At 63.6% G+C, this 20,957-nt stretch carries 19 protein-coding genes; 8 read left to right on the forward strand and 11 right to left on the reverse strand.

What is annotated here, in order from left to right; translation table 11 throughout:
• Positions 1-85 precede the first annotated feature (85 nt).
• Positions 86-2,176, forward strand: a complete 2,091-nt coding sequence (metG, locus tag ACFQND_RS26145) for a methionine--tRNA ligase (protein WP_377415101.1) — start codon at positions 86-88, stop codon at positions 2,174-2,176.
• A gap of 88 nt (positions 2,177-2,264) precedes the next feature.
• On the opposite strand, the gene ACFQND_RS26150 is transcribed toward metG, so the two are convergent.
• Together ACFQND_RS26150 and ACFQND_RS26155 are read right to left on the reverse strand one after the other, a co-directional pair.
• Positions 2,265-3,212, reverse strand: coding sequence for a c-type cytochrome (locus ACFQND_RS26150; protein ID WP_371435051.1), 948 nt, complete (start codon positions 3,210-3,212; stop codon positions 2,265-2,267).
• A gap of 125 nt (positions 3,213-3,337) precedes the next feature.
• Positions 3,338-4,069, reverse strand: a complete 732-nt coding sequence (locus ACFQND_RS26155; protein WP_371434998.1) for a c-type cytochrome — start codon at positions 4,067-4,069, stop codon at positions 3,338-3,340.
• 256 nt (positions 4,070-4,325) lie between these two features.
• Between ACFQND_RS26155 and ACFQND_RS26160 the strand changes: the two genes are divergently transcribed.
• Positions 4,326-5,996 carry a SulP family inorganic anion transporter gene (locus ACFQND_RS26160; RefSeq protein ID WP_371434997.1) on the forward strand — a complete coding sequence of 557 codons (1,671 nt, stop codon included), beginning with the start codon at positions 4,326-4,328 and terminating at the stop codon, positions 5,994-5,996.
• A 61-nt stretch (positions 5,997-6,057) separates the two neighbouring features.
• Here ACFQND_RS26160 and bamE read toward each other — a convergent pair whose 3' ends face one another.
• A complete protein-coding gene (gene bamE / locus ACFQND_RS26165; RefSeq protein ID WP_371434996.1) occupies positions 6,058-6,573 on the reverse strand; it encodes an outer membrane protein assembly factor BamE domain-containing protein in 516 nt (171 codons plus the stop codon).
• Positions 6,574-6,707: 134 nt separating this feature from the next.
• On the opposite strand from bamE, the gene ACFQND_RS26170 reads away from it, so the two are divergent.
• Together ACFQND_RS26170 and ACFQND_RS26175 are read left to right on the forward strand one after the other, a co-directional pair.
• Positions 6,708-6,941: a DUF3460 family protein gene (locus tag ACFQND_RS26170; RefSeq protein ID WP_371434995.1), complete on the forward strand. Its 234-nt coding sequence runs from the start codon at positions 6,708-6,710 to the stop codon at positions 6,939-6,941.
• 102 nt (positions 6,942-7,043) lie between these two features.
• Complete coding sequence (locus ACFQND_RS26175) at positions 7,044-7,934, forward strand: segregation and condensation protein A (RefSeq protein ID WP_371434994.1); 891 nt, start codon at positions 7,044-7,046, stop codon at positions 7,932-7,934.
• Between the two features lie 20 nt (positions 7,935-7,954).
• Here ACFQND_RS26175 and pabB read toward each other — a convergent pair whose 3' ends face one another.
• Genes pabB through nadC form a run of 3 tightly spaced genes read right to left on the reverse strand, consistent with a single transcriptional unit; the run spans position 7,955 to position 11,725 of the window.
• On the reverse strand, positions 7,955-9,733 hold the full coding sequence (pabB, locus tag ACFQND_RS26180; RefSeq protein ID WP_371434993.1) for an aminodeoxychorismate synthase component I: 1,779 nt from the start codon (positions 9,731-9,733) through the stop codon (positions 7,955-7,957).
• Positions 9,733-10,839 carry a quinolinate synthase NadA gene (gene nadA / locus ACFQND_RS26185; RefSeq protein ID WP_371434992.1) on the reverse strand — a complete coding sequence of 369 codons (1,107 nt, stop codon included), beginning with the start codon at positions 10,837-10,839 and terminating at the stop codon, positions 9,733-9,735. The genes pabB and nadA overlap by 1 nt, the downstream gene beginning before the upstream one ends.
• Positions 10,840-10,861: 22 nt before the next feature.
• Positions 10,862-11,725, reverse strand: a complete 864-nt coding sequence (gene nadC / locus ACFQND_RS26190) for a carboxylating nicotinate-nucleotide diphosphorylase (RefSeq protein ID WP_371434991.1) — start codon at positions 11,723-11,725, stop codon at positions 10,862-10,864.
• Between the two features lie 150 nt (positions 11,726-11,875).
• Here nadC and panD point away from each other — a divergent pair, with 150 nt between their 5' ends.
• The 4 genes from panD (at position 11,876) to panC (ending at position 15,316) form a co-directional block, all read left to right on the forward strand.
• Positions 11,876-12,256 (forward strand): aspartate 1-decarboxylase, encoded by a 381-nt coding sequence (gene panD / locus ACFQND_RS26195; protein ID WP_371434990.1) that lies wholly within the window; start codon positions 11,876-11,878, stop codon positions 12,254-12,256.
• A gap of 64 nt (positions 12,257-12,320) precedes the next feature.
• Positions 12,321-13,463 carry an ABC transporter substrate-binding protein gene (locus ACFQND_RS26200; protein ID WP_371434989.1) on the forward strand — a complete coding sequence of 381 codons (1,143 nt, stop codon included), beginning with the start codon at positions 12,321-12,323 and terminating at the stop codon, positions 13,461-13,463.
• 69 nt (positions 13,464-13,532) lie between these two features.
• Positions 13,533-14,441 carry a 3-methyl-2-oxobutanoate hydroxymethyltransferase gene (gene panB / locus ACFQND_RS26205; protein ID WP_371434988.1) on the forward strand — a complete coding sequence of 303 codons (909 nt, stop codon included), beginning with the start codon at positions 13,533-13,535 and terminating at the stop codon, positions 14,439-14,441.
• Between the two features lie 26 nt (positions 14,442-14,467).
• On the forward strand, positions 14,468-15,316 hold the full coding sequence (gene panC, locus ACFQND_RS26210; protein WP_371434987.1) for a pantoate--beta-alanine ligase: 849 nt from the start codon (positions 14,468-14,470) through the stop codon (positions 15,314-15,316).
• A gap of 129 nt (positions 15,317-15,445) precedes the next feature.
• On the opposite strand, the gene ACFQND_RS26215 is transcribed toward panC, so the two are convergent.
• The 5 genes from ACFQND_RS26215 to ACFQND_RS26235 are packed head-to-tail and all read right to left on the reverse strand — an operon-like array spanning position 15,446 to position 20,949.
• The gene (locus ACFQND_RS26215; RefSeq protein WP_371434986.1) at positions 15,446-16,171 is read right to left on the reverse strand and encodes an ABC transporter ATP-binding protein; all 726 of its coding nucleotides are present in this window, start codon (positions 16,169-16,171) and stop codon (positions 15,446-15,448) included.
• A complete protein-coding gene (locus ACFQND_RS26220) occupies positions 16,164-17,966 on the reverse strand; it encodes a branched-chain amino acid ABC transporter ATP-binding protein/permease (RefSeq protein ID WP_371434985.1) in 1,803 nt (600 codons plus the stop codon). Before ACFQND_RS26220 ends, ACFQND_RS26215 begins: the two co-directional genes overlap by 8 nt.
• A complete protein-coding gene (locus tag ACFQND_RS26225) occupies positions 17,963-18,823 on the reverse strand; it encodes a branched-chain amino acid ABC transporter permease (RefSeq protein ID WP_371434984.1) in 861 nt (286 codons plus the stop codon). The genes ACFQND_RS26220 and ACFQND_RS26225 overlap by 4 nt, the downstream gene beginning before the upstream one ends.
• A complete protein-coding gene (locus ACFQND_RS26230) occupies positions 18,820-20,046 on the reverse strand; it encodes an amino acid ABC transporter substrate-binding protein (protein ID WP_371434983.1) in 1,227 nt (408 codons plus the stop codon). Before ACFQND_RS26230 ends, ACFQND_RS26225 begins: the two co-directional genes overlap by 4 nt.
• Before the next feature lie 48 nt (positions 20,047-20,094).
• Positions 20,095-20,949, reverse strand: coding sequence for a fumarylacetoacetate hydrolase family protein (locus ACFQND_RS26235; RefSeq protein WP_371434982.1), 855 nt, complete (start codon positions 20,947-20,949; stop codon positions 20,095-20,097).
• Positions 20,950-20,957 lie beyond the last annotated feature (8 nt).

The following is a 20,957-nucleotide window of genomic DNA, read 5'->3' on the forward strand; positions in this document are numbered from 1 at the left end:
GGGGTCATGGGGGATTAGGGACGGTTCCGCCTGCCGCACACCTTAAAATTGCGGGTTAGCCCTCCAAAGCCCAAAGAAGCCCCTTATGTCCCAGCGTCGCCTGTTTGTCACCACCGCCCTGCCTTATGCCAATGGGAAATTCCATATTGGCCACATCATGGAATACATCCAGGCCGACATCTGGGTGCGTTTCCAGCGCATGCAGGGCAATGAGGTGAACTTTGTGGGCGCAGATGACGCCCATGGCGCGCCCATCATGATTGCCGCCGAAAAGGCCGGCAAGACACCGCAGCAGTTCGTCGCCGACATCGCCGCCGGCCGCAAACAGTACCTCGACGGCTTCCACATCGCCTTCGACAACTGGAGCAACACCGACAGCCCTGAAAACCACGAGCTGTCGCGCCAGATCTACCGCGACCTCAAGGCCGCGGGTTTCATCGAGACGCGCACCGTCGAGCAGTTCTTCGACCCCGAGAAGAACATGTTCCTGCCCGACCGCTTCATCAAGGGCGAATGCCCGCGCTGCCATGCCAAGGACCAGTACGGCGACAACTGCGAAGTCTGCAGCTCGGTCTACGCGCCCACCGACCTGATCAACCCGTTCTCGGCCCTGTCGGGCGCCAAGCCCGTGCTCAAAAGCTCCGAGCATTTCTTCTTCAAGCTGTCGGACCCGCGCTGCGTGGAGTTCCTGACCGAGTGGACGCAGGACGGCGTGCATGTGCAGCCCGAAGTTGCAGCCAAGATCAAGGAATGGTTTGGCGTGCGCACCAACCCCGACGGCACAACCAGCGAAGGCCTGGGCGACTGGGACATCTCGCGCGATGCGCCCTACTTCGGCATCGAGATCCCCGACGCCCCGGGCAAGTACTTCTATGTCTGGCTGGATGCGCCCGTGGGCTACCTGGCTTCGCTCAAGGAACTGCTGACCCGCCGCGGCGAGGACTACGACGCCTACATGGCCGATCCCGGCCTGGAGCAGTACCACTTCATCGGCAAGGACATCATCACCTTCCACACCCTGTTCTGGCCCGCCATGCTCAAGTTCAGCGGACGCAAGACGCCGACCAGGATCTGCGTGCACGGCTTCCTCACGGTGAACAACGGCGAAAAAATGAGCAAAAGCCGCGGCACCGGCCTGGACCCGCTCAAGTACCTGAACCTGGGCATGAACCCGGAATGGCTGCGTTATTACCTGGCCGCCAAGCTCAATGCGCGCAACGAAGACCTCGACTTCAACGCCGACGACTTCATGGCCCGCGTCAACAGCGATCTGGTCGGCAAGTTCATCAACATCGCCAGCCGGGCTGCAGGTTTTATCGCCAAACGTTTTGCAGGCAAACTGGGCGAGGTATCCTCCGACGGCACGGCCTTGCTGGAAGTTTTGCGCGCGCAGAAAGACAACATCCAGGCTTTGTATGAAAGCCGCGAATACGCCAAGGCCCAGCGCGAGGTCATGCTGCTGGCCGACCATGTCAATGCTTATGTGGACCAGAACAAGCCCTGGGAACTGGCGAAAAAAGAAGGCATGGAAGCCCGCCTGCACGACGTGTGCACGGTGTGTATCGAAGCCTTCCGCCTGCTGTCGCTGTACCTCAAGCCGGTGCTGCCCGCGCTGGCCGCGCAGGTGGAGGATTTCCTGAAAATCAGCCCGCTGACTTTTGCGGATGCCAGCGCCAGCCTGGGCCAGGGCCATCTGATCGGCGACTACAAACATTTGATGCAGCGTGTGGACCCCAAGCAGCTTGAAGCATTGTTTGAGCCTCCAGCCCAGGCAGAACCTGCGCAGCCAGCTATAGATTCAGTAGCAACCGTACCCGGCGGCAAGGACATTGCGCCCACCATCACCATAGACGACTTCGCCAAAATCGATTTGCGCATTGCAAAGATCGTCAACTGCGAAGCCGTGGAAGGCTCGACCAAACTGCTGCGCCTGACCCTGGACGCCGGCGAAGGCCGCATGCGTAATGTCTTCAGCGGCATTGCCTCGGTTTACAAACCGGAAGACCTGATCGGCAAACACACGGTCATGGTCGCCAACCTGGCACCGCGCAAGATGAAGTTCGGCATCAGCGAAGGCATGGTGCTGGCCGCCAGCCACGCCGACGAAAAAGCGCATCCCGGCATCTATGTGCTGGAACCCTTGCCAGGCGCCACGCCAGGCATGCGCATCCACTGAGCTGACTGCAGCATCCAAAAAGCGGAGGCCCGTCAAGAGCCTCCGCTTTTTTCTGCCCAGCCAACAACCGGTTCAGACGCCTGTGCCCTCACCTGGGGCTGCCAAGCACATGGCCGTTCACCGTGAGGCCATACATCGAGTCATCGCTGTCGTGGTATTTCTTGCGCGTGGCCGCTACAGACACGGCAAAGCGCGGATCCTGCGGGCGCTCGTGGCTGTTCATGAACATGGCCACATCCCAGGCGTCCTGCTCGCTCAGGCTGCCGCCCAGGCCCAGTGGCATGTTCGCCTGTATGAAACCGGCGGCATTGCCCATCTGGTGCATGCCCGCGCCCCAGTTGTAGGACTTTGGCCCCCACAGCGGCGGAAAAACCTGCTTGTCAGCTGACCGTTGCCCCTGGCCGTCCACACCATGGCACAGCGCGCAGTTCTGGGCATAGACCTTCTCGCCACGCGCATAGTCGGCCGGCTGCGCCGGTTTTTGGAGCTTTTTGTACCCGCTGCCCGGAACCGGCGTGCCTACGGGCGCACCCTTGGCCAGCCAGAACGCATAAGTCTGCAGCGCCGTGATGACTTCATCATCAGCCGCGGGGGCCTTGCCGTTCATGCTGTATTCAAAGCAGCCCTGAATGCGCGAGGCCAGCGTATCCACCTGGCCGGTTTTGGCCCGGTAGGCCGGGTAGTGGATAAAGGAAGCCCACAAGGGTGCGGAGTTGGGCTTGCGCCCGGCATCCAGGTGACAGTTGACGCAGTTCAGGTTGTTGCCGACAAAACGGCCGGCATATTTGCTGGTCTCCATAAAAATCTGCTCACCGCGGCGCACCACATCACCGTACTGGCCTTCGGGCATGGCGTCTTCGGGCGGCGGTGCAAATGCAATTGTGGTGACCGTGGCAGCAGGTGCGGCGGCTTTCTGCGCCTGGGCAGAATCAGGCGCGGCAGGCGCGGCAGGCGCGGCTGTGCCCGTGGTGGGCGCAACGTTTGCCGGTGCGGAGGCGGACGGACTCCGCGCAAACTTTTCCGGCTGCCTGCTCATGCGGTTAAAAGCCAGGTTACCGCCAACCAGCAACACCAGCAGCAATACCAGCAGTACGGCAGCAAAAATCGTCAGGCCATTGACCCGCAGCCCTGACGGGGTGGTGCGCAGAATGGATTTTTCACTCATGGCTGACCTTTCTTCGTCCCGGTTTGGGCAACTGCAACCGGCCCCGCTGATGGGGCGAGTGCGGCATAGTAGGCAGCGACCGCGCTGATGTCGGGATCAGACAGTTTTTTGGCCACGCTAACCATCAGGGCCATGGGGCCGGGCGGCCGTGTGCCGGCCTTCCAGGCCTGCAACTGCGCCGTGATGTAAGCCGCAGGCAGACCGGCCAGGGGCGGGAAGGTGGTCCCCACACCGCTGCCACCCGGGCCATGGCATTGCGCGCAGGCCGGAAGCTGGTCCTTGCCGCGCCCCCTTGTCGCCAGCCAGGCGCCTGCGTCGGCAGGCTTGGCCGAGGCCATGTCGGACACGCTCATGGGCGCCGGCAAACGGCTGTAATAAGCGGCCACTGCCAGTCGCTGCTCCGGCGTGAGTTTTTCCGCCATCGGCTGCATCACGGGATTTTTGCGGCTGCCATTGCCAAAAGCCTCAAGCTGGGCCTGCAAATACGCCTCCCCGGTGCCGGCCAGACGGGGGAAGGCCGCATTGCCCTCGCCTTTGGCCCCGTGGCAGCTGGCACAGGCCGCCACGCCCTGGGCCGTGCCCTGCGCGGCTATCTGTTTGCCCGCCTCCTGCGAAGCGGATTGCGCCACGGCAACACCTGCGAAAGGCAGGCTCAGCAACACCGGCAGGATGGCCCGCCAGGCGCTCTGGCGCCGGCTCAGGGGCTGATGGAGGGAGTTTTGATTCACGTGAGGCCTTTCCAAATGCATCCCTGGCCAGGGAACCCGGCCCATACGGGTGGGCATCGAACGGGGCTCCGGAATAGCCGCATTTTCGCGCTGCGGTGTATCCGGCCGCTGTAGGACAGCCGCTGAAATCACGCAATATGTCCCAATCCCCAGGCCACACCTGCAACAAAACCCCGGGCCTCGCTCAATCACAGGAAAACCACGTGCCAAAGCGCATAGACTGGACACCCCGCCCCGCAGCGTACCGTCATCACCCATGCACCTGCCCGACTACCTTGCTCCCTTTCGGCCCCGCCTGCTGTCCGCCATGGCGGGCTACACCCGGGAGCGTTTTGCCAGGGACGCAGGCGCCGGATTGACCGTCGGCATCGTGGCCCTGCCGCTGGCCATGGCCTTTGCGATTGCATCCGGGCTCAAGCCCGAAGCCGGCATCTGGACAGCCATCATCGCCGGTGCGCTGATTGCATTGCTGGGCGGCTCCGCGGTGCAGATTGGCGGCCCCGCCGGCGCTTTTATCGTCATCGTCTACGGCATCCTGGAGCGCTACGGCCTGGCCAACCTGCTGATCTCGACCGCCTGCGCCGGGGTGCTGCTGTTTTTGCTGGGCTTCTTCAGGCTGGGCACGCTCGTGCGTTATGTGCCGGTCAGCATCGTGGTGGGTTTTACCAACGGCATTGCGGTGCTGATCGTGCTGTCGCAAATCAAGGACCTGCTGGGCCTGCAAATACCCAAAATGCCGGCTGATTTTTTCTCACAGATACACGCGATCAGCATTCATCTGGACCGCGTCAACCTTTACGCGCTGGGCATCGGGCTGGCCTGCCTGCTGGGCCTGTTTGCCTGGCCCCGGCTGTTTGACACACGCCAGCGTGAAGCCGGCGGCTTTACGGCGAGGCTGCTCAAGCTGGTGCAAGCGGTCGAGGGCGTGCCGCTCAAGCGCGCCACGCGCATGGCCTCGCGCATGCCGGGGCCGATTGTGGCACTGGTCACGCTCACCGCATTTGCATATTTCCTGAAGCTGCCGCTTGAAACCATAGGCACGCGTTTTGGCGGCATTCCGCGGGCACTGCCGGTGTTTGCATTGCCCGATTTTTCATGGGAGACCGTGCGCCTGCTGCTGGCCCCGACCATCACGATCGCACTGCTGGGCGCCGTGGAGTCCCTGCTGTGCGCCCGCGTGGCCGACCAGGTGTCGGGGCTGCCGCGGCACGACCCGAACCAGGAACTGATGGCGCAGGGCGTGGCCAATTTTGTGGTGCCGTTTTTCGGCGGCATGCCGGCCACCGGCACGATTGCCCGCACGGTGACCAATGTGCGCTCGGGCGCCACCTCACCGGTCTCGGGCCTGGTGCACTCGATCACGCTGGTCGTGGTGGTGCTGGCGGCCGCGCCGCTGGCCGTGCATGTGCCGCTGGCGGTTCTCGCGGGCATATTGCTTTATGTGGCGTGGAACATGGGCGAATGGCGCGAGTTTGCGCGTTTGCGTCAGGCCAGCAGCCACTACCGCCTGATCATGCTGGGCACGTTTTTGCTTACGGTAATTTTTGACCTGACGGTTGCGCTGCAGGTCGGGCTGATCCTGGCCTGCGTGCTGTTTGTGCGGCGCATGAGCACCCTGTTCCAGGTTGTCGAGGTGTCGCGCACACCCGAGTCGGCGAGTTTCCAGCTGTACGGTTCGCTGTTTTTTGGCGCCGTGGCCAAGCTGGACCCGATTTTAAGCGCCGTGGAAAGCGCCCCGCAAGGCCTGGTGGTGCGTCTGGACCTGCAGTCGCTGCAGTCGCTGGACACCTCCGGCCTGGACGTGCTGGAACAACTGCGCAAGGCCATTGTGCTGCGCGGCGGCCGGCTGGTGCTGGCGGGCCTGAATGCCCAGCCCAGAACCGCGATGGAGCGCAGCGGCTTTCTCGAAAAAGTCGAATCGCTATAAAAAGCATAGCTGGTGGCGCGCATATCCAGCCGGCCACAGCCACTTTTCGTTAAAAAAACGGTCAACCGCCCTTTGGATTGGCGATTTCTTCCTCAACCGAGGCGGTGCCGGCCACCTTCATATCCTGGTCAAACACCACGGTAAAAACCATCGCGGTGCTGGGCGGGTTCAGGTAACGCCAGTCGTAGTGCGTCTGCTGTTTCGCTGCATAAGGCGTGATTTTCATGGGTTTGCCGAGCATCTTGCGCACCTGCTCCATGCTCATGCCGGGCAGCACTTTGGCGAAGTTTTGCGGGCTCAAGACCTGGCGCAGCGCGCTCATCTTGCCGTCCGCGCCAATGGTGATCATGTAATTGACCTGGCCCTGCGGCTGGCGGTTGTATTCAAAGGTCCGGGCACCAGGCGCCGCTGCTGCACCTGGCAATGGCGTAGCCGCCATGTCGGCGGCATCCCATACCTTTTCAGGCTCGCCAAAACGGGCGCGCACATCGGCCTCGGTCGAAACACCCTCTTCAAGCTCGGCAACACGCTGCTGGTCGCAGCCGGCCAGCCCCAGGAAAAATGACAGCAGTCCCATACAGGCAAGCATCCTTGTGGACAGGTTAAAGCGGGGCAAAAAGGCCCCGGGCGGGCGTAAAAAGAAGCGCAAGGCAGTCCCCCGGTAAAATCAGTCAAAACCACGTCAATTCACACCACAGGCAGTTTAGACCCATGTCCCTCCTTAGCATTTTCCGCCGCCCGGACTACACGTCTGAAACCACCCAGTTCATTGAGCAGCTCAAGGCCAACAAGCCGACGCTGGAAGCCGAGCAGCGTGCCGGCCGTGCCCTGCTGTGGGACAAAAACCTGAACCGCGCCGACCAGGCCGACTACCTCGACGCCCGCGTACCGCAGCAGGCTTATGTCTATGGCACCGCCAGCCACCCGAACGGCAAACAGGCCTGAATCTTAAGTAAAAAGGCTCCTGGCCATTGCCTGCAAGGCGCTGCCAGCTATATCTTTAATAGCGCCTCACATTAAGAAACCCCGGTCAATACGGCTGCCTGCATGTCCCAACCGCCCTCCAGCCCCCCGTCGCCGCCAGTGCACGGCCTGTCGCCCGCCGACGGGCTGAGCCTGCCCGTGGCCCTGAGCCCGGACATGCCGGCGGTGATAGACCAGGTGGCGCTGGCCCGGCTGTATGGCGAGCCGCTGTTTGCCATGCCGCATGACCTGTACATCCCGCCGGATGCGCTGCAGGTGTTCCTGGAGGCCTTTGAGGGCCCGCTGGATTTGCTGCTGTACCTGATCCGCAAGCAGAACTTCAACATTCTCGACATCCCGATGGCGGCAGTCACGCGCCAGTACCTCACCTATGTGGACGAGATACGTGCCACCAACCTCGAGCTGGCCGCCGAATACCTGCTGATGGCCGCCATGCTGATCGAGATCAAGTCGCGCATGCTGCTGCCGCCCAAAAAGGTGGCCGAGGGCCAGGAAGCCGAAGACCCACGTGCCGAACTGGTGCGCCGCCTGCTGGAGTACGAGCAGATCAAGCTGGCCGCCCACAAGCTCAACGAAATGCCGCAATTCGGCCGCGACTTCCTGCGCGCGCAGGTTTACGTGGAGCAGTCGCTGCAGCCGCGCTTTCCGGACGTCCATGTGGTCGACCTGCAGGACGCCTGGCGCGACATCGTCAAGCGCGCCAAGCTCGTGCAGCACCACGTCATCAGCCGTGAAGAGCTTTCCGTGCGCGAACACATGAGCATCGTTCTGCGCAAGCTGCAGGGCCGCAAGTTCCTGGAATTTGAGGACCTGTTCGACCCCACGCGCGGCATGCCGGTGCTGGTCGTCACCTTCATTGCCTTGCTTGAATTGTCAAAAGAAGGCCTGCTCGAAGTCACGCAGGCCGAGGCTTTTGCGCCCATTTACGTGCGACTGGCCTATACGCCCGCATAACCGGTACTGTCCAGGGATGGCTATCCCGGCAGCAGGTCCGCAGCAATCCAGCCGCGCAGGCTGTTGACAAAAGCCAGCGCCTCTACGCGCGGCAATTCATCCACGCGCACCACGGCTTCCACCAGCCGGCCATCACGCAAGGCATTGGCCCGCCCTATGCCGCCCAGCAAGCCGCAGCGCAGCGCAGGCGTCACCCAGCGGCCATCCAGCAGCAGCGCCAGGTTGCCCCGTGTGCACTCGGTGATCTCGCCCTCGGCGTTCCACAGCACGGTGTCGAACACACCGGGTTTTGTGGGCGTGAAAGCCTCGTAATGCGCGCGGTGCGTGGTCTTGAAACGTACAAATTCACCATGTGCCTCCTCGATGGCCCGGCTTGCCAGTTCCAGCTGCACGCGCTGCGGTGAAACCGGCAATGCATACGCCTGCGCCTCGGCCTGCCCGCGCGCATTGAGCAGCAGACGCACGCGCCACATTCCCTTCGGGTGCACCTCCAGCAGCGCCTGCAGACAGGACATCACCTGCGTTTGCAGCCAGGGGTAACCAAAATGCGCAGCGGCTGCGGCCATACGCGCCAGGTGGACGGGCAGGTCACGCAAACGCCCCTCCTCAAGCGCCAGGGTCTCCAGCAATTCGAAGGGCATGCGGGCCCGCTCCGCGAAGGCCAGCTTGTGGCGCCATTCCTGCCATTCGGCATCCGCCTGCGCGTCCGAAGTGATGGCGCTACCCACACCGCAGTGCAACGCTGCGCCTTGCAGCGTGACAGTACGAATCGGTACGTTGAAAGTGGCCGCAATGCCCCCTGCCACTGGCCGCACCACACCAAGGGCGCCGCAGTACACGCCGCGTGCCCCGGGCTCCAGCGCGTGGATCATCTGCATGGCCCGCACCTTGGGCGCGCCGGTCACAGAGCCGCATGGAAACAATGCGGCGAACACGTCGGCCAGCGAGCAGTCTTTGCGGGTTTGTGCCGTCACGTCGGAGGTCATCTGCCAAACGGCGGGCAGCGCCTCGGTGTGGAACAGGCGCGGCACACGCACGCTGAAAGGCTCGGCGATGCGCGACAGGTCGTTGCGCAGCAGGTCCACGATCATGACGTTTTCTGCGCGTTCCTTGGCCGACGTGCGCAGCCCCTGGTCGCGGGCGGCATCTTCATCGGGTGTGGCGCCGCGCGGCGCGGTGCCCTTCATGGGCCGCGTGAGCAGGCGGCCCGCGCGCCAGTCAAAAAAGAGCTCGGGCGACACCGAGAGCACCTGCTCCTCGCCCGTGTCGAGATAAACCGCATAGCCCGCGGGCTGGGCCCGTTGCAAGGCCGCAAAAAGGGCAGGTGCGGCGCCCGCGCGATCTTCTCCAGGCAAGTCCTGCGCCAGCAGGCCGGACATTCTTGCCGTGAAATTGACCTGGTACAGCTCACCCGCCGCAATGGCACGCTGGATGTCGTTGAAGGCCGCATCAAAAGCCGCACGCGGCAGCCTGTCCTGCCACTGGAAGCCCGATGCAGCATGCGCTTCCTCCTCTGGCCAGGGCAGGGCTTGGTCATACACCGCAAACCAGGCCAGCGGCCCCTCGGGTGCATGCACGGCAAGCGCCGCATCAAAAGCCGGCGCGGCCTCGTAACGCAGGTAACCAACACACCAGCAGCCCTGCTCCGCCGCAGCCTGCACGGCGTCCAGCACGGGCCGGACCTGCGCCGGCTCATGCGCCACCAGCGTCTGGGGGGGGGCGCCGAAAACGCGGCGCAAGCGCGGCCCTGCGGGCTGGTCCGGATCGCTGAAATCGATACGTGCCGAAAACGACTGCATCAGGCCGCGCCGAGATGCGGCACCAGGCCCGCAACCGGCTGGCCTTCACGCAGCGCGGCAGTGAACGCCAGCATCCGGTCTATCGGCAGCCGGGCGCGCAAGCCCAGGGCCGGGTCAATATGGACCTCGTTCGTGCCGTGCTCCAGCACATGGGCCAGCCCGGCCAGGCCGTTCATGGCCATCCACGGGCAGTGCGCGCAGCTCTTGCAGGTGGCGCTGTTGCCGGAGGTTGGCGCTTCGATAAACAGCTTGCCGGGATTGAGCGTGCGCAGCTTGTGCATCATGCCGTTGTCTGTCGCCACAATGAACTCCGGCGCATCGAATTCACGCGCGGCCTTCAGGATGGCCGAGGTGGAGCCCACGGTATCCGCCAGCGCCACGACGTCCGCTGGTGCCTCCGGATGCACCAGGACTTTGGCCAGCGGGTGCTCCCGTTTCAGCGCTTCGAGCTCAAAGGCCTTGAATTCGTCATGCACTATGCAGGCGCCGTTCCACAGCACCATGTCGGCGCCGGTTTCACGCTGGATGTAGGCACCCAGGTGCCGGTCGGGCGCCCACAGGATCTTGTGGCCCTGGGCCGTGAGCGCATGCACAACGTCAAGCGCGCAGCCCGACGTGACCACCCAGTCGGCCCGCGCCTTGACCGCCGCACTGGTATTGGCATAAACCACCACCGTGCGGTCGGGATGCGCATCGCAAAACGCGCTGAATTCGTCTGCCGGGCAACCCAGGTCGAGCGAGCAGCTTGCGTCCAGCTCCGGCACCAGCACGCGTTTTTCGGGCGACAGTATTTTTGCCGTCTCGCCCATGAAGCGCACGCCGGACACCACCAGCGTTTGCGCCGCATGGTCCCGGCCGAAACGTGCCATCTCCAGCGAGTCACTGACCAGGCCGCCGGTTTCCTCGGCCAGGTCCTGCAGGTCCGGGTGCACGTAAAAGTGCGACACCATCACGGCATTGCGCTCTTTGAGCAGGCGGCGGATCTTATCTTTCAGTTCACCACGTTCCCGGGGGCCGGGCTCCGCCGGCACACGTGCCCAGGCATGCCGGGTCTGCGGCACATCGCAGCCGGGCTGCTCGTATTCAATATCAATGACAGCGCTCATTGGTGTACCTTCATGACCCGCCTCACAGCTCAAGAAAGCGCATCGAAAAATCCACGGCCTTGACGTCCTTGGTCAGGCCACCTACCGAGATGCGGTCCACACCGGTTTCGGCCAGACTGCGCAGCCCTTCAAACGTCACGCCGCCCGAGATCTCCAGAGAGGCGCGCCCCGCATTGATGGCCACCGCCTGGCGCAGCTGGGCCAGGTCCATGTTGTCGAGCAGCACCATGCTGGCGCCGGCATCGAGTACCTGCTCAAGCTGGGCCAGGGTCTCGACCTCAACCTGCACAAAATCGGCCTGCCCGGCCACGGATGCCGCACGCGCCAGCACCTGCACAATGCCGCCGGCAGCGGCGATGTGGTTTTCCTTGATCAGTACCGCGTCATACAGGCCCATGCGGTGGTTGATGCCGCCGCCCATGCCGACCGCGTACTTTTGCGCCAGGCGCAGGCCGGGCAAGGTTTTGCGCGTGTCCACGATTTGCGCCGGCGTACCCTGCACCACCTCGACATAACGGGCGGTTTTGGTCGCCACTGCGCTGAGCAATTGCAAAAAGTTGAGGGCCGTGCGCTCTGCCGTGAGCAGGGCCTGCGCCCGGCCTTGCAGCTCCAGCACCACCTGGCCGGCCGTGCAGTGCTCGCCGTCGCGCACATGCCAGGCCAGCTGCGCCTCTGGGTCCAGCTGCTGCACGGTGGCCTGCACCCAGGCGCTTCCACAAATCACGGCACTTTCACGCGCCAGCACCTGCGCACGGGCGCTGCGCTGCGGATCAATCAGGCCGGCGGTCAAATCACCAGTGCCAACATCTTCGGCCAGCGCACGGGCTGCGTCAGCCCCGGCCAGGTCCATAACGGCTTGCGCCGAGAAATCAAATGACTTTTTCATAACCAATTCGAATAAGAAGTAACCTAGACTTGCGCCCAGTGCACTATTTTTGTTGCTGGCCGCTGCGAATTCAGCGGCACCGGGCCCTCCGTATTGTCTATCGTGTTTCGTTTCAGCTGATTCCCGCCAATCCATCTCACCGATCAAACCATGTTCCGTACACTGCTCAAATCCAAAATCCACCGCGCCGCCGTGACCCACTGCGAGCTCAATTACGAAGGCTCCTGCGCCATCGACGAAGACCTGCTGGACGCCGCCAACCTGGGCGAGAACGAGCAGGTGCACATCTGGAACATCAACAACGGCGAGCGTTTCATCACCTATGCGATCCGTGCCGAACGCGGCAGCCGCATCATCTCGGTCAACGGTTCCGCCGCCCGCCGCGCGTCCGTGGGCGACCTGGTCATCATTGCCGCGTTTGCACAGGTGGACGAAAAGGAAGTCGCGGGTTTTGAGCCCAAGCTGGTGTTTGTCAACCCCGACAACCGCATCAAGGAAGAGCGCTCGACAATTCCCGTTCAGCGCGCCTGAAAAGCAGGGCACGCCCGCGCCGCTCACCTTACCGTCCCGCAAACCATTCAAGGCAACAGACATCATGACCACTTCGATCAACGGCTCCTTGTTGCGCCGCGACTTCATGGCTCTCGGGGGCGTGACCGCCGCAGCCATGGCAATGCCCGTGCTGGCGCAGCCGCGCACACTGCGGATCGGCAGCACCTTTGACGACAGCGGCGCGGAAAAAGCCAACGGCAACGGCAACTTCCGGGGCGCGTCCGCATATTTCAATGCCATCAACAAGACGGGCGGCATAGGCGGAGCCAAGGTCGAACTGGTCATGGCCGACGACCAGTTCAAACCAGACATCGCCAAAAAGAATGCACTGGCTTTCCAGGGGGATCCATCGATTCTTGCCATGCTGAACCCGCTGGGCACCCGCCAGACCGCCGCCATCATGGAGACGGTCCAGGACATGGCCATCGTGGGCCCCAACACCGGTACCGCAGGCCTGCACAAAAGCAGCCCGCCCAACGTCTTCTGGATCAGGGCCAGCTACGACGCCGAAGTCGAAAAACTGATCCGCACAGCCGTCACGCTGGGCATGACCAAAATCGGCATTGTGTATCCCAAGGATCCGCTGGGCGCGTCGGTGCTGGCGGGGTTCCAGAAAGCCATGGCGGATGTCAAGCTGGAGCCCGTCATACTGGCCACCACTCCCGGCACCGCCAGTACGGAAGTCGAGCCCGCCGCGCAGGCCATTGCCAAGGTCCAGCCGCAAATGGTGGTCATGGTGCTGGGCGGCATCGCCCCACTGTTCCTGAAGGCCCTGCGGGCCGCGGGCGGCACCAGCACCATCTACGGCCTGTCGATCAGCGCCAGTCCCGCCAACATCACGGCCATGGGCGACAGCGGGCGCGGCCTGGGTTTTGCGATGGTGGTGCCCTCGCCGTTTGCAACCAAGAACGAGCTGGTACGGCGTTACCAGCTGGACATGGCTGCCAGCGGCTGGAGCGACTACTCCACGCCCACGCTGGAAGGTTATGCCAACGCCCGCGTGCTGGCCGAAGGCCTGCGCCGCGCGGGTGCCAAGGTGACGCGCGCCTCGCTGATCACGGCGCTGGACAGCATCACCGGCTTTAACCTGGGCGGCATGACCATCAGCTTCGGCAACGGCAACCGCAATGGCGGCAATTTTGTTGACGTGGGCGTTCTGGGCGCTGGTGGCCGGCTCGTAAGCTGACACAAAACCCCTGGGCCAGCGACTGGCCCCCATGCGCTTACACTCCCCCCAAAAACTTCGGCCCGGATCATGAGCAACAACACCCCCGCACCAACGACAGCAACCGTGGTGACAGGATCAGCCACACCCTATGGCACCCTGCCGCCCGCATCCACACCCTCGGCACGCAAACCGCTGAGCCTGCCGCGCCTGCGCGAGATGCATGCCCATGGCGAAAAAATCACCATGCTCACAGCCTACGACGCGACATTTGCCGCCGTGGCCGATGCCGCGGGTGTCGAATGCATACTGGTCGGCGACTCGCTGGGCATGGTCTGCCAGGGCCTGACCAGCACCGTGGGCGTGACGCTTGAAACCATGCGCCACCACACCGAGTGCGTGGCCAACGGCCTGCGCCGCTCGCAGGCCACGGCCTGGCTGATTGGCGACCTGCCTTTTGGCAGCTACCAGGAATCAAAAGAGCAGGCACTGCGCAGCGCAACGGTGCTGATGCAGGCCGGCGCCCACATGGTCAAGCTCGAAGGCGGGGGCTGGACTGCCGAAGTCGTGCATTTCCTGGTCGAGCGCGGCATTCCGGTCTGCGCCCACCTGGGCCTGACGCCGCAAACGGTTCACGCCCTGGGCGGCTACCGCGTACAGGGAAAAACAGAGGAATCCGCCACCGTCATGCGGCGCGAAGCCAGCGCCCTGCAGGATGCAGGTGCCTCCATGATGGTGCTCGAGATGGTGCCTGCAGTGCTCTCAGCCGAGGTCACACAGCTGCTGACGCATTGCCCCACCATAGGAATAGGCGCGGGCAACGGCACCGCCGGCCAGGTGCTGGTGCTGCACGACATGCTGGGCATGAACCTCGGCAAGATGCCGAAATTTGTGCGCAACTTCATGGACGACGGCCACAGCGTGCGCGGCGCCATGGAAGCCTATGTGCGCGCCGTGAAGGACGGCAGTTTCCCGGTGAACGCCACCCACGCCTGGTGATCACAATCAATCCCTGAGAAAACCTCATGCACATCGTTCACACCATTGCCGAACTGCGCGAAAAGCTCAGCGGCTTCAAACGCCCGTCTTTTGTGCCCACCATGGGCAACCTGCACGACGGCCACATCGCACTGGTCAAACAGGCCAAGCCGCTGGGCGACGTGTCGGTGTCCAGCATCTTTGTGAACCGTCTGCAGTTTGCACCGCACGAAGACTTTGACAGCTACCCGCGCACGCTGGACGCCGACGCCCAGCGCCTGGAAGCCGCCGGTTGCAACGTGCTGTTTGCACCGCGCGAAAAAGAGCTTTACCCCGAGCCGCAGACCTACAAGATCCACCCTGCCACCGATCTCGCCGATATCCTTGAAGGCCACTTCAGGCCCGGTTTTTTTATAGGCGTCAGCACGGTGGTGCTCAAGCTTTTCTCGTGTGTCTACGCCGGCATGCCCTCCGGCGTGGCGGCTTTCGGCAAGAAGGACTACCAGCAGGTCATGGTGGTGCGCCGCATGGTCCAGCAGTTTGCATTGCCGATTGAAATCCTCGCCGGTGAAACCCAGCGCGCCGAAGACGGCCTGGCACTGTCGTCACGCAACGGTTACCTGAGCGCAGCAGAGCGCCAGGAAGCCGCTGAACTCTCAAAAGCACTCAAGGCCCTGGGCGCCGCAGCCAAGGCCGCCAGCCCCGCCGACCTGCCCGGACTCGAAGCGCAAGCCATGCAAACCCTGGCCAGGCGCGGCTGGAAACCCGACTACCTCACAGTGCGCCGCCGTGCAGACCTGATGCCGCCGCAGGGCCCACTTGCGTCCGAGCCGCTGGTGGTGCTGGGCGCCGCCAAACTGGGCAGCACGCGCCTGATTGACAACCTGGAAATTTGAGCCCGCGCGCTACTGCCACTCACCTGCCAGGCCAAGACTCACTCCTTTTTTGATAGCTGCTTGCGCACATAGATAAAGGGCCACAGGCCCTTTTAATCAAAAAAATAGGCCGCTAAGCGCAGCGCACACTCACACAGGTGCGTGCACGGCCTCCAGCCCCAGGTAGGCACGCCGCAGTTCGGGCTGCGCCATAAGCTCCTCGGGGCTGCCCGAAGCAACGATGCGGCCTTCCTCCAGTACCGCTGCACGCTCGGCGATCTCCAGCGCCATGCTGACGTTCTGCTCCACCAGCAGCACCGCCACGCCGTCGGCATGAATGCGCTGTATGGCCTTGAACATGTCCAGCACAATGCTGGGCGCCAGTCCCAGCGAAGGCTCGTCCAGCAGCAGCAGGCGGGGCCGCGCCATCAGCGCCCGGCCAATCGCAACCATCTGCTGCTGGCCGCCTGACAGCGAGCCGGCAAGCTGGTCCATGCGTTCGGCCAGCACCGGGAACAGTTCACACACGCGCTCCAGCGAACGGGTGCGCTCGGCACGCGCCGCGCGCAGGTAGCTGCCGAGTTCCAGGTTCTCGCGCACCGTCATCTCGGTAAACAGTCGCCGGCCTTCGGGCACCAGTGCAATGCCCTGGCCGCAGAAGCGGTGCGGCGCCAGGCGCGAGATGTCCTGGCCGTCAAACATCAGCCGCCCGGCGCTGATTCGGTGCAGGCCGGCGATGGCGTTGATGAGCGTGCTCTTGCCTGCGCTATTGGGGCCGACGACACACAGCAGTTCGCCCCGGCCTATGGACAGCGAAACGTCCCACAGGGCCGTGGCCTGCCCGTAGGCGACGCGTATCGATTGAAGTTCAAGCATGGGCCGGCTCCTGCTGGATGGCGGGTCCGGATGCCGCGGGCTTGTCCTGCTCCATCGCCTGACCAAGGTAAGCCGAAACGACTTCCGGCCGCTGCATGACATCGCGCGGCGCGCCCTCGGCCAGCACCTCGCCACGGTTAAAGATCACCACGCGGTCGCACAGGGCCATCACCGCACGCATGACATGCTCGACAAAGATGATGGTCGCGCCCTGGTCGCGGATGCGGCGGATCAGCGCCACCGCCTCGTCGATCTCCGAAGGCGTGAGACCCGACAGCACCTCGTCCAGCATCAGCACCTGCGGCCGCGAAGCCAGGGCACGCGCGAACTCAAGGAACTTGCGCTGGTGCAGGTTGAGGTCGGCAGGCAGGGCATGCGCGCGTTCGGTCAGGCCGGTGAAGGCCAGCCATTGCCAGGCCTCGGCCTCGGCCGTTTTGCGGTCCAGTGCGGCGGCACCAAACATCGCCGGCAGCGCCACGTTTTCCAGCACCGTAAGGTGCGCAAAGGGCCGAGGTATCTGGTAGGTGCGCGCGATGCCGCCATGCGCAATGCGGTGTGCCGGTGCGCCCGAAATGCGCCGGCCCGCGAACTCGATCACGCCCGAGGTCACGGCGAAATGCCCGCTCGCCACGTTGATGAAAGTCGACTTGCCCGAGCCGTTGGGGCCCAGCAGGCCCAAGATTTCGCCCTGCCGCACGTCAAGGTCCACACCACGCAGTGCCTGTACACCCTTGAAGGATTTGCATACACCCCGGGCACGCAACAAGATCTGGCCGATGACGGGCGCTACAGACGGCGGCGCCGGTGCGACGACGGCTGCGACGGCTGCGACAGGTGCATGCGGCACGGCCGCACCGCGCCTGGCGCCCCACCATTTCAGCACCTGGCCCAGCAGGCCCTCCGGCATGAACAGGATCACCACGATCAGCACCAGGCCGGTCAGTCCCTTGCCGATGATGGCGCTGTCGCCGCCGGTAAAGGAATAAAGCAGCAGCGTGATGGCGGTGGCGCCTACGATAGGCCCGGCCCAGTGGCGGGTACCGCCCAGCACGGCCATCAGCACCACCGTCAGCGGCATGGCAATGGTGAAGGTGTCACCTGTCGTCACATAGGAAATGAAAAGTGCGTGGATGCCGCCCACCACACCCGCCAGCCCGCATGAAAGCGCAAAGGCACCGAGCTTGTAGCGGTAGGTCGGCACGCCCATCACTTCGGCCACATCTTCGTCGTCATGGATGGCAAACAGGCCGGTGCCAAAGCGCGAGTGGTAGACCACCAGCGCCGCCAGCACCGTGAGCACCGCCGCAGCCAGCGCCAGCAGGTAGAAGGTGCCCGAAGGCGTGGGCCCTATCGCAGGCACAGCCACCGCACTCATGTAAACACCCGGTCCGCCGTCTATGGGCGTGTTGAGGATGATGGTTGCCACGACAAAAGTGGCGGCCAGCGTCAACAGTGAAAACAGCTCGGCCCGCACCGCCTGCACACGAAAGGCCACGGCGCCCAGCAAGGTGCCGAACAGCGCTGCCATGGCTGCGGCCGCCGGGAGCGTCCAGAGAAAAGGCATGTCAAAGCGCGTGGCCAGCGTGGCCGTGGTGTACATGCCTATGCCGAAGAAGGCACCATGGCCGAACGAAAAATAACCCGAGTAGCCCGACAGCAGGTTCCACGAGGTGGCCAGCGCAACCCAGTGCAGCACCAGGTAGAGGATGGATTCGTAAAAGGCCGGCAGGCCCAGCCAGGGCAACACGGCCAGGCCGGCGCCGGCCGCGAGTATCAGCAGGAAGGAACGTTTCACCGCACCCTCCCCGGCCGCACCAGCAACACAAACATCAGCAGCGAGAACGACACCAGCGGTGCCCACGATGGCGCCGTGACGGCCATGGTGATGGCCTCGGTCACGCCTATGATGCAGCCGGCGATCAGCGGGCCCAGCGGCCGGCCAAGACCGCCCAGCATCACAGAAGCAAAGACCACACCTATCCACGCATAGATCTGCGAGGGTGTAAGCGTGTACGCCAGCGCGATGCAAACCCCGGCCACACCGGCCAGCGCGGCGTTCAGGCCGGACAACATCAGCCCCAGCGCCTGCTGGTTGACGCCAAAGGCGGCTGCGATGGGGGCATCTTCAGCAGCGGCGCGCATCGCCTTGCCAAGATCGGTGCGCCGCAGCACCAGCCACACCGCCACGGAAATGCCCACACCGAGCCCCAGTGTGATGAGTTCGGGTACCGGTAAAAACAGCGGGCCCAGGCGCAGCTTGTGCTCGGCATAACTGGACTCCAGCTTGCGGTAGTCGGCCGTCCATATCCATTGCAGCATCGCCTCGATGATCACGGTGATGCCGAACGTGACCAGCATCGAATTGAAAGGGCTCACGCGAAAGCGCGTCAGCACCCAGTGCAGCGCCGCGCCCAGCGCGAAGAAAAGCGGCACGATAAGAACCAGCGTCAGCAGCGGGTCCATGCCGCGATGGCTCGACAGCTCATAGGTCAGGTAAGCGCCCAGGAAGGCCAGCGCAAAGTGTGCGAGGTTGATCTGCCTGAGCATGCCCCATGACAAACTGAGGCCCAGTCCAAGCAGCCCGTAGAGCGCCCCGGTAAAAAGACCTGCGAGTATGGACTGGGCTAAAAGCGTTGCGCTGGGAAAGGTCATTTATCCACGCCGCGCGTCAACAGCCTGGCACCAGGGGCGGCCCACTCTTTCGGCCAGACGGTCACCCACTTGCCGTTCTGCACCTGCTTGACCTTGCTCAGGTCGGCACCGAAGTTGCCACGCTCATTAAAGCGCAACCGACCCTGGATGCTGTCGACCTGATTGGCGCGCAGCCATGTGGCCATGGCCTTGTCATCCAGCCCCTTGGTCGCATTGACAGCGGCTTCGATGATCTGCCAGGCCGTGAAGGAGGCTGCGGCCTGTGTCTCGACGGCGGTGTCGGGCATATTGGCCTTGGCTGCACGTTCGCGGTAGGTTTTGACAAACTCGGCTGCAATCGGGTTGTTGGTAAACGGCGGGTGGTCCTCGAAGATGGTCATCGAGATCGCACCGTTGGCTTCGGGCGCCTTGAGCATGGGCGCAGGCGCAGGCACATGGTAGAAATGGTGCACGGGTGCGTAGTCGATCTTTTTCATGGCATCGAGCAACTGGTTGCCCTCCAGGCCGATAGCGCCGGTCCAGATGAAGTCGGGGTTGGCTTCCTTGATACGGCCAGCGATGGGTCCGAAGTCGCGGTTGCCGAAATCCCACTCAAGGAACAGCACTTCCTTGATGCCGCGCTGCTTGGCCACCTCGCGCGCGCCCAGCGCAACAAAATGCACCGAAGGGAACTTGCTGGTCACCACCGCAATGGTTTTGGGTGGTTTGGCGGATGCAGCCAGTGCGTCCAGCACCAGCGCCGGCAGGGTTTTTTCGGGCTCGGGGCCGATCGACCAGGCGGGGAACTGCTGGTCGTACTTGGCGAGGTTGGGGACGCCGAAAGTGTGGTGCACCAGTGTCTTGCCATAACGCTGCGCCACACCCATGGCCGAGAGGATGGCACCCGTCGCATAGGGGCCGATCAGCAGGTCAACCTTGTCCGACGTCACCAGTTGCTCATAAAGCGTGCGTGCCAGGTCGGGCTTGGACTGGTCGTCCTTCAGCACCCACTCCACCGGCCGGCCCAGCAGGCCGCCGCGCTTGTTGAGCGAGTCCACATAAATCTCGCCCGTGAGCTTGTGCACCAGGCCGGTGGCCGACAGTGGCCCCGTCAACGCCAGCGTGCCGCCTACGCGTATGGGCGCGCCCGAGGGCTGCGCAGCGGCCTGGTTGCTCCACAACGTGGCGGCGCCGATGGCACCGGCAGTAGCGGTGGTGACGAAAGAACGGCGGTTGAGGTTCATGCTTGTCTCCTGTAATTGTTTGGGAAGCCGGGAAAATCTGAAACGGTGTCAGTCGCCGTCGACGATGGGGTTGGACAGCAGTCCGACACCTTCTATCTCTACTTCGCAAACGTCGCCGGCCTTCATGAAGACCTGCGGCTTGCGGGCAAAACCCACGCCTGCCGGAGTGCCGGCAATGATGATGTCGCCCGGCTGCAGCGCGAACGGCTCGGAGCACACCGACACCAGCGTTGCAACGTCAAAAATCATGTCGCGCGTGTTGGCCTCCTGCAATACCTTGCCGTTCAGGCGGGTCTGCAGCTTCAGGCCGCTGGCGCCTGCCGGCAGTTCATCGGGCGTGACGAACTCGGGGCCGAAAGAGCCCGAGTTGTCGAAGTTCTTGCCCATCATCCACTGCGCAGACTTGAACTGGTAGTCGCGGATGGAGCCGTCGTTGAACAGCGAATAGCCGCCCACGTGGTCCAGCGCTTTTTCTTTGGAGATATAGCGGCCGGCCTTGCCGATGACGATGACAAGCTCACCTTCGTAGTCGAACTGGGTCGACACGTGGGGGCGCACCAGCGGCTGGCCGTGCCCCACCCAGGACGAGGGAAAACGGTGGAACAGCACCGGGTACTTGGGCGGCTCAAAGTTGCCTTCGGCCGCGTGGTCCACATAGTTGAGGCCGACCGCGATGGCCTTGGCCGGTGCCTGCACAGGTGCAAGCCATTGCAGTCCGGCAAGCGGCAGGCGGGTGCGCGCCTTGTCAGCGGCGCGTTTCGCCGACGCCAGGCCTTCCGGGCCGGCGCGCAGCAATTCGTCTAGTGTGGCCGGCAGCCCCTGTTCCGTCAGGTTGATGATCTCCTGACCGAGGCGCAGGCCCAGGGCCGGCTGGCCCTTGTTCTGGAAAGCTAAAAGTCGCATGTTGAATA

The sequence above is a fragment of the Polaromonas aquatica genome (genome assembly GCF_042659145.1).
In the GTDB taxonomy this organism is placed as follows: Bacteria; Pseudomonadota; Gammaproteobacteria; order Burkholderiales; family Burkholderiaceae_C; genus Polaromonas; species Polaromonas aquatica.

Bases quoted from the DNA above. Each gene is read 5' to 3' on its own strand.
- bamE (WP_371434996.1), bottom strand. From the start codon at position 6,573: ATGGGACTGCTGTCATTTTTCCTGGGGCTGGCCGGCTGCGACCAGCAG.
- panC (WP_371434987.1), top strand. From the start codon at position 14,468: ATGCACATCGTTCACACCATTGCCGAACTGCGCGAAAAGCTCAGCGGC.
- nadA (WP_371434992.1), bottom strand. From the start codon at position 10,839: ATGAGCGCTGTCATTGATATTGAATACGAGCAGCCCGGCTGCGATGTG.
- ACFQND_RS26175 (WP_371434994.1), top strand. From the start codon at position 7,044: ATGTCCCAACCGCCCTCCAGCCCCCCGTCGCCGCCAGTGCACGGCCTG.
- ACFQND_RS26230 (WP_371434983.1), bottom strand. From the start codon at position 20,046: ATGAACCTCAACCGCCGTTCTTTCGTCACCACCGCTACTGCCGGTGCC.
- ACFQND_RS26225 (WP_371434984.1), bottom strand. From the start codon at position 18,823: ATGACCTTTCCCAGCGCAACGCTTTTAGCCCAGTCCATACTCGCAGGT.
- panB (WP_371434988.1), top strand. From the start codon at position 13,533: ATGAGCAACAACACCCCCGCACCAACGACAGCAACCGTGGTGACAGGA.
- ACFQND_RS26200 (WP_371434989.1), top strand. From the start codon at position 12,321: ATGACCACTTCGATCAACGGCTCCTTGTTGCGCCGCGACTTCATGGCT.
- panD (WP_371434990.1), top strand. From the start codon at position 11,876: ATGTTCCGTACACTGCTCAAATCCAAAATCCACCGCGCCGCCGTGACC.
- ACFQND_RS26150 (WP_371435051.1), bottom strand. From the start codon at position 3,212: ATGAGCAGGCAGCCGGAAAAGTTTGCGCGGAGTCCGTCCGCCTCCGCA.
- ACFQND_RS26235 (WP_371434982.1), bottom strand. From the start codon at position 20,949: ATGCGACTTTTAGCTTTCCAGAACAAGGGCCAGCCGGCCCTGGGCCTG.
- ACFQND_RS26215 (WP_371434986.1), bottom strand. From the start codon at position 16,171: ATGCTTGAACTTCAATCGATACGCGTCGCCTACGGGCAGGCCACGGCC.
- metG (WP_377415101.1), top strand. From the start codon at position 86: ATGTCCCAGCGTCGCCTGTTTGTCACCACCGCCCTGCCTTATGCCAAT.
- nadC (WP_371434991.1), bottom strand. From the start codon at position 11,725: ATGAAAAAGTCATTTGATTTCTCGGCGCAAGCCGTTATGGACCTGGCC.
- pabB (WP_371434993.1), bottom strand. From the start codon at position 9,733: ATGCAGTCGTTTTCGGCACGTATCGATTTCAGCGATCCGGACCAGCCC.
- ACFQND_RS26160 (WP_371434997.1), top strand. From the start codon at position 4,326: ATGCACCTGCCCGACTACCTTGCTCCCTTTCGGCCCCGCCTGCTGTCC.
- ACFQND_RS26170 (WP_371434995.1), top strand. From the start codon at position 6,708: ATGTCCCTCCTTAGCATTTTCCGCCGCCCGGACTACACGTCTGAAACC.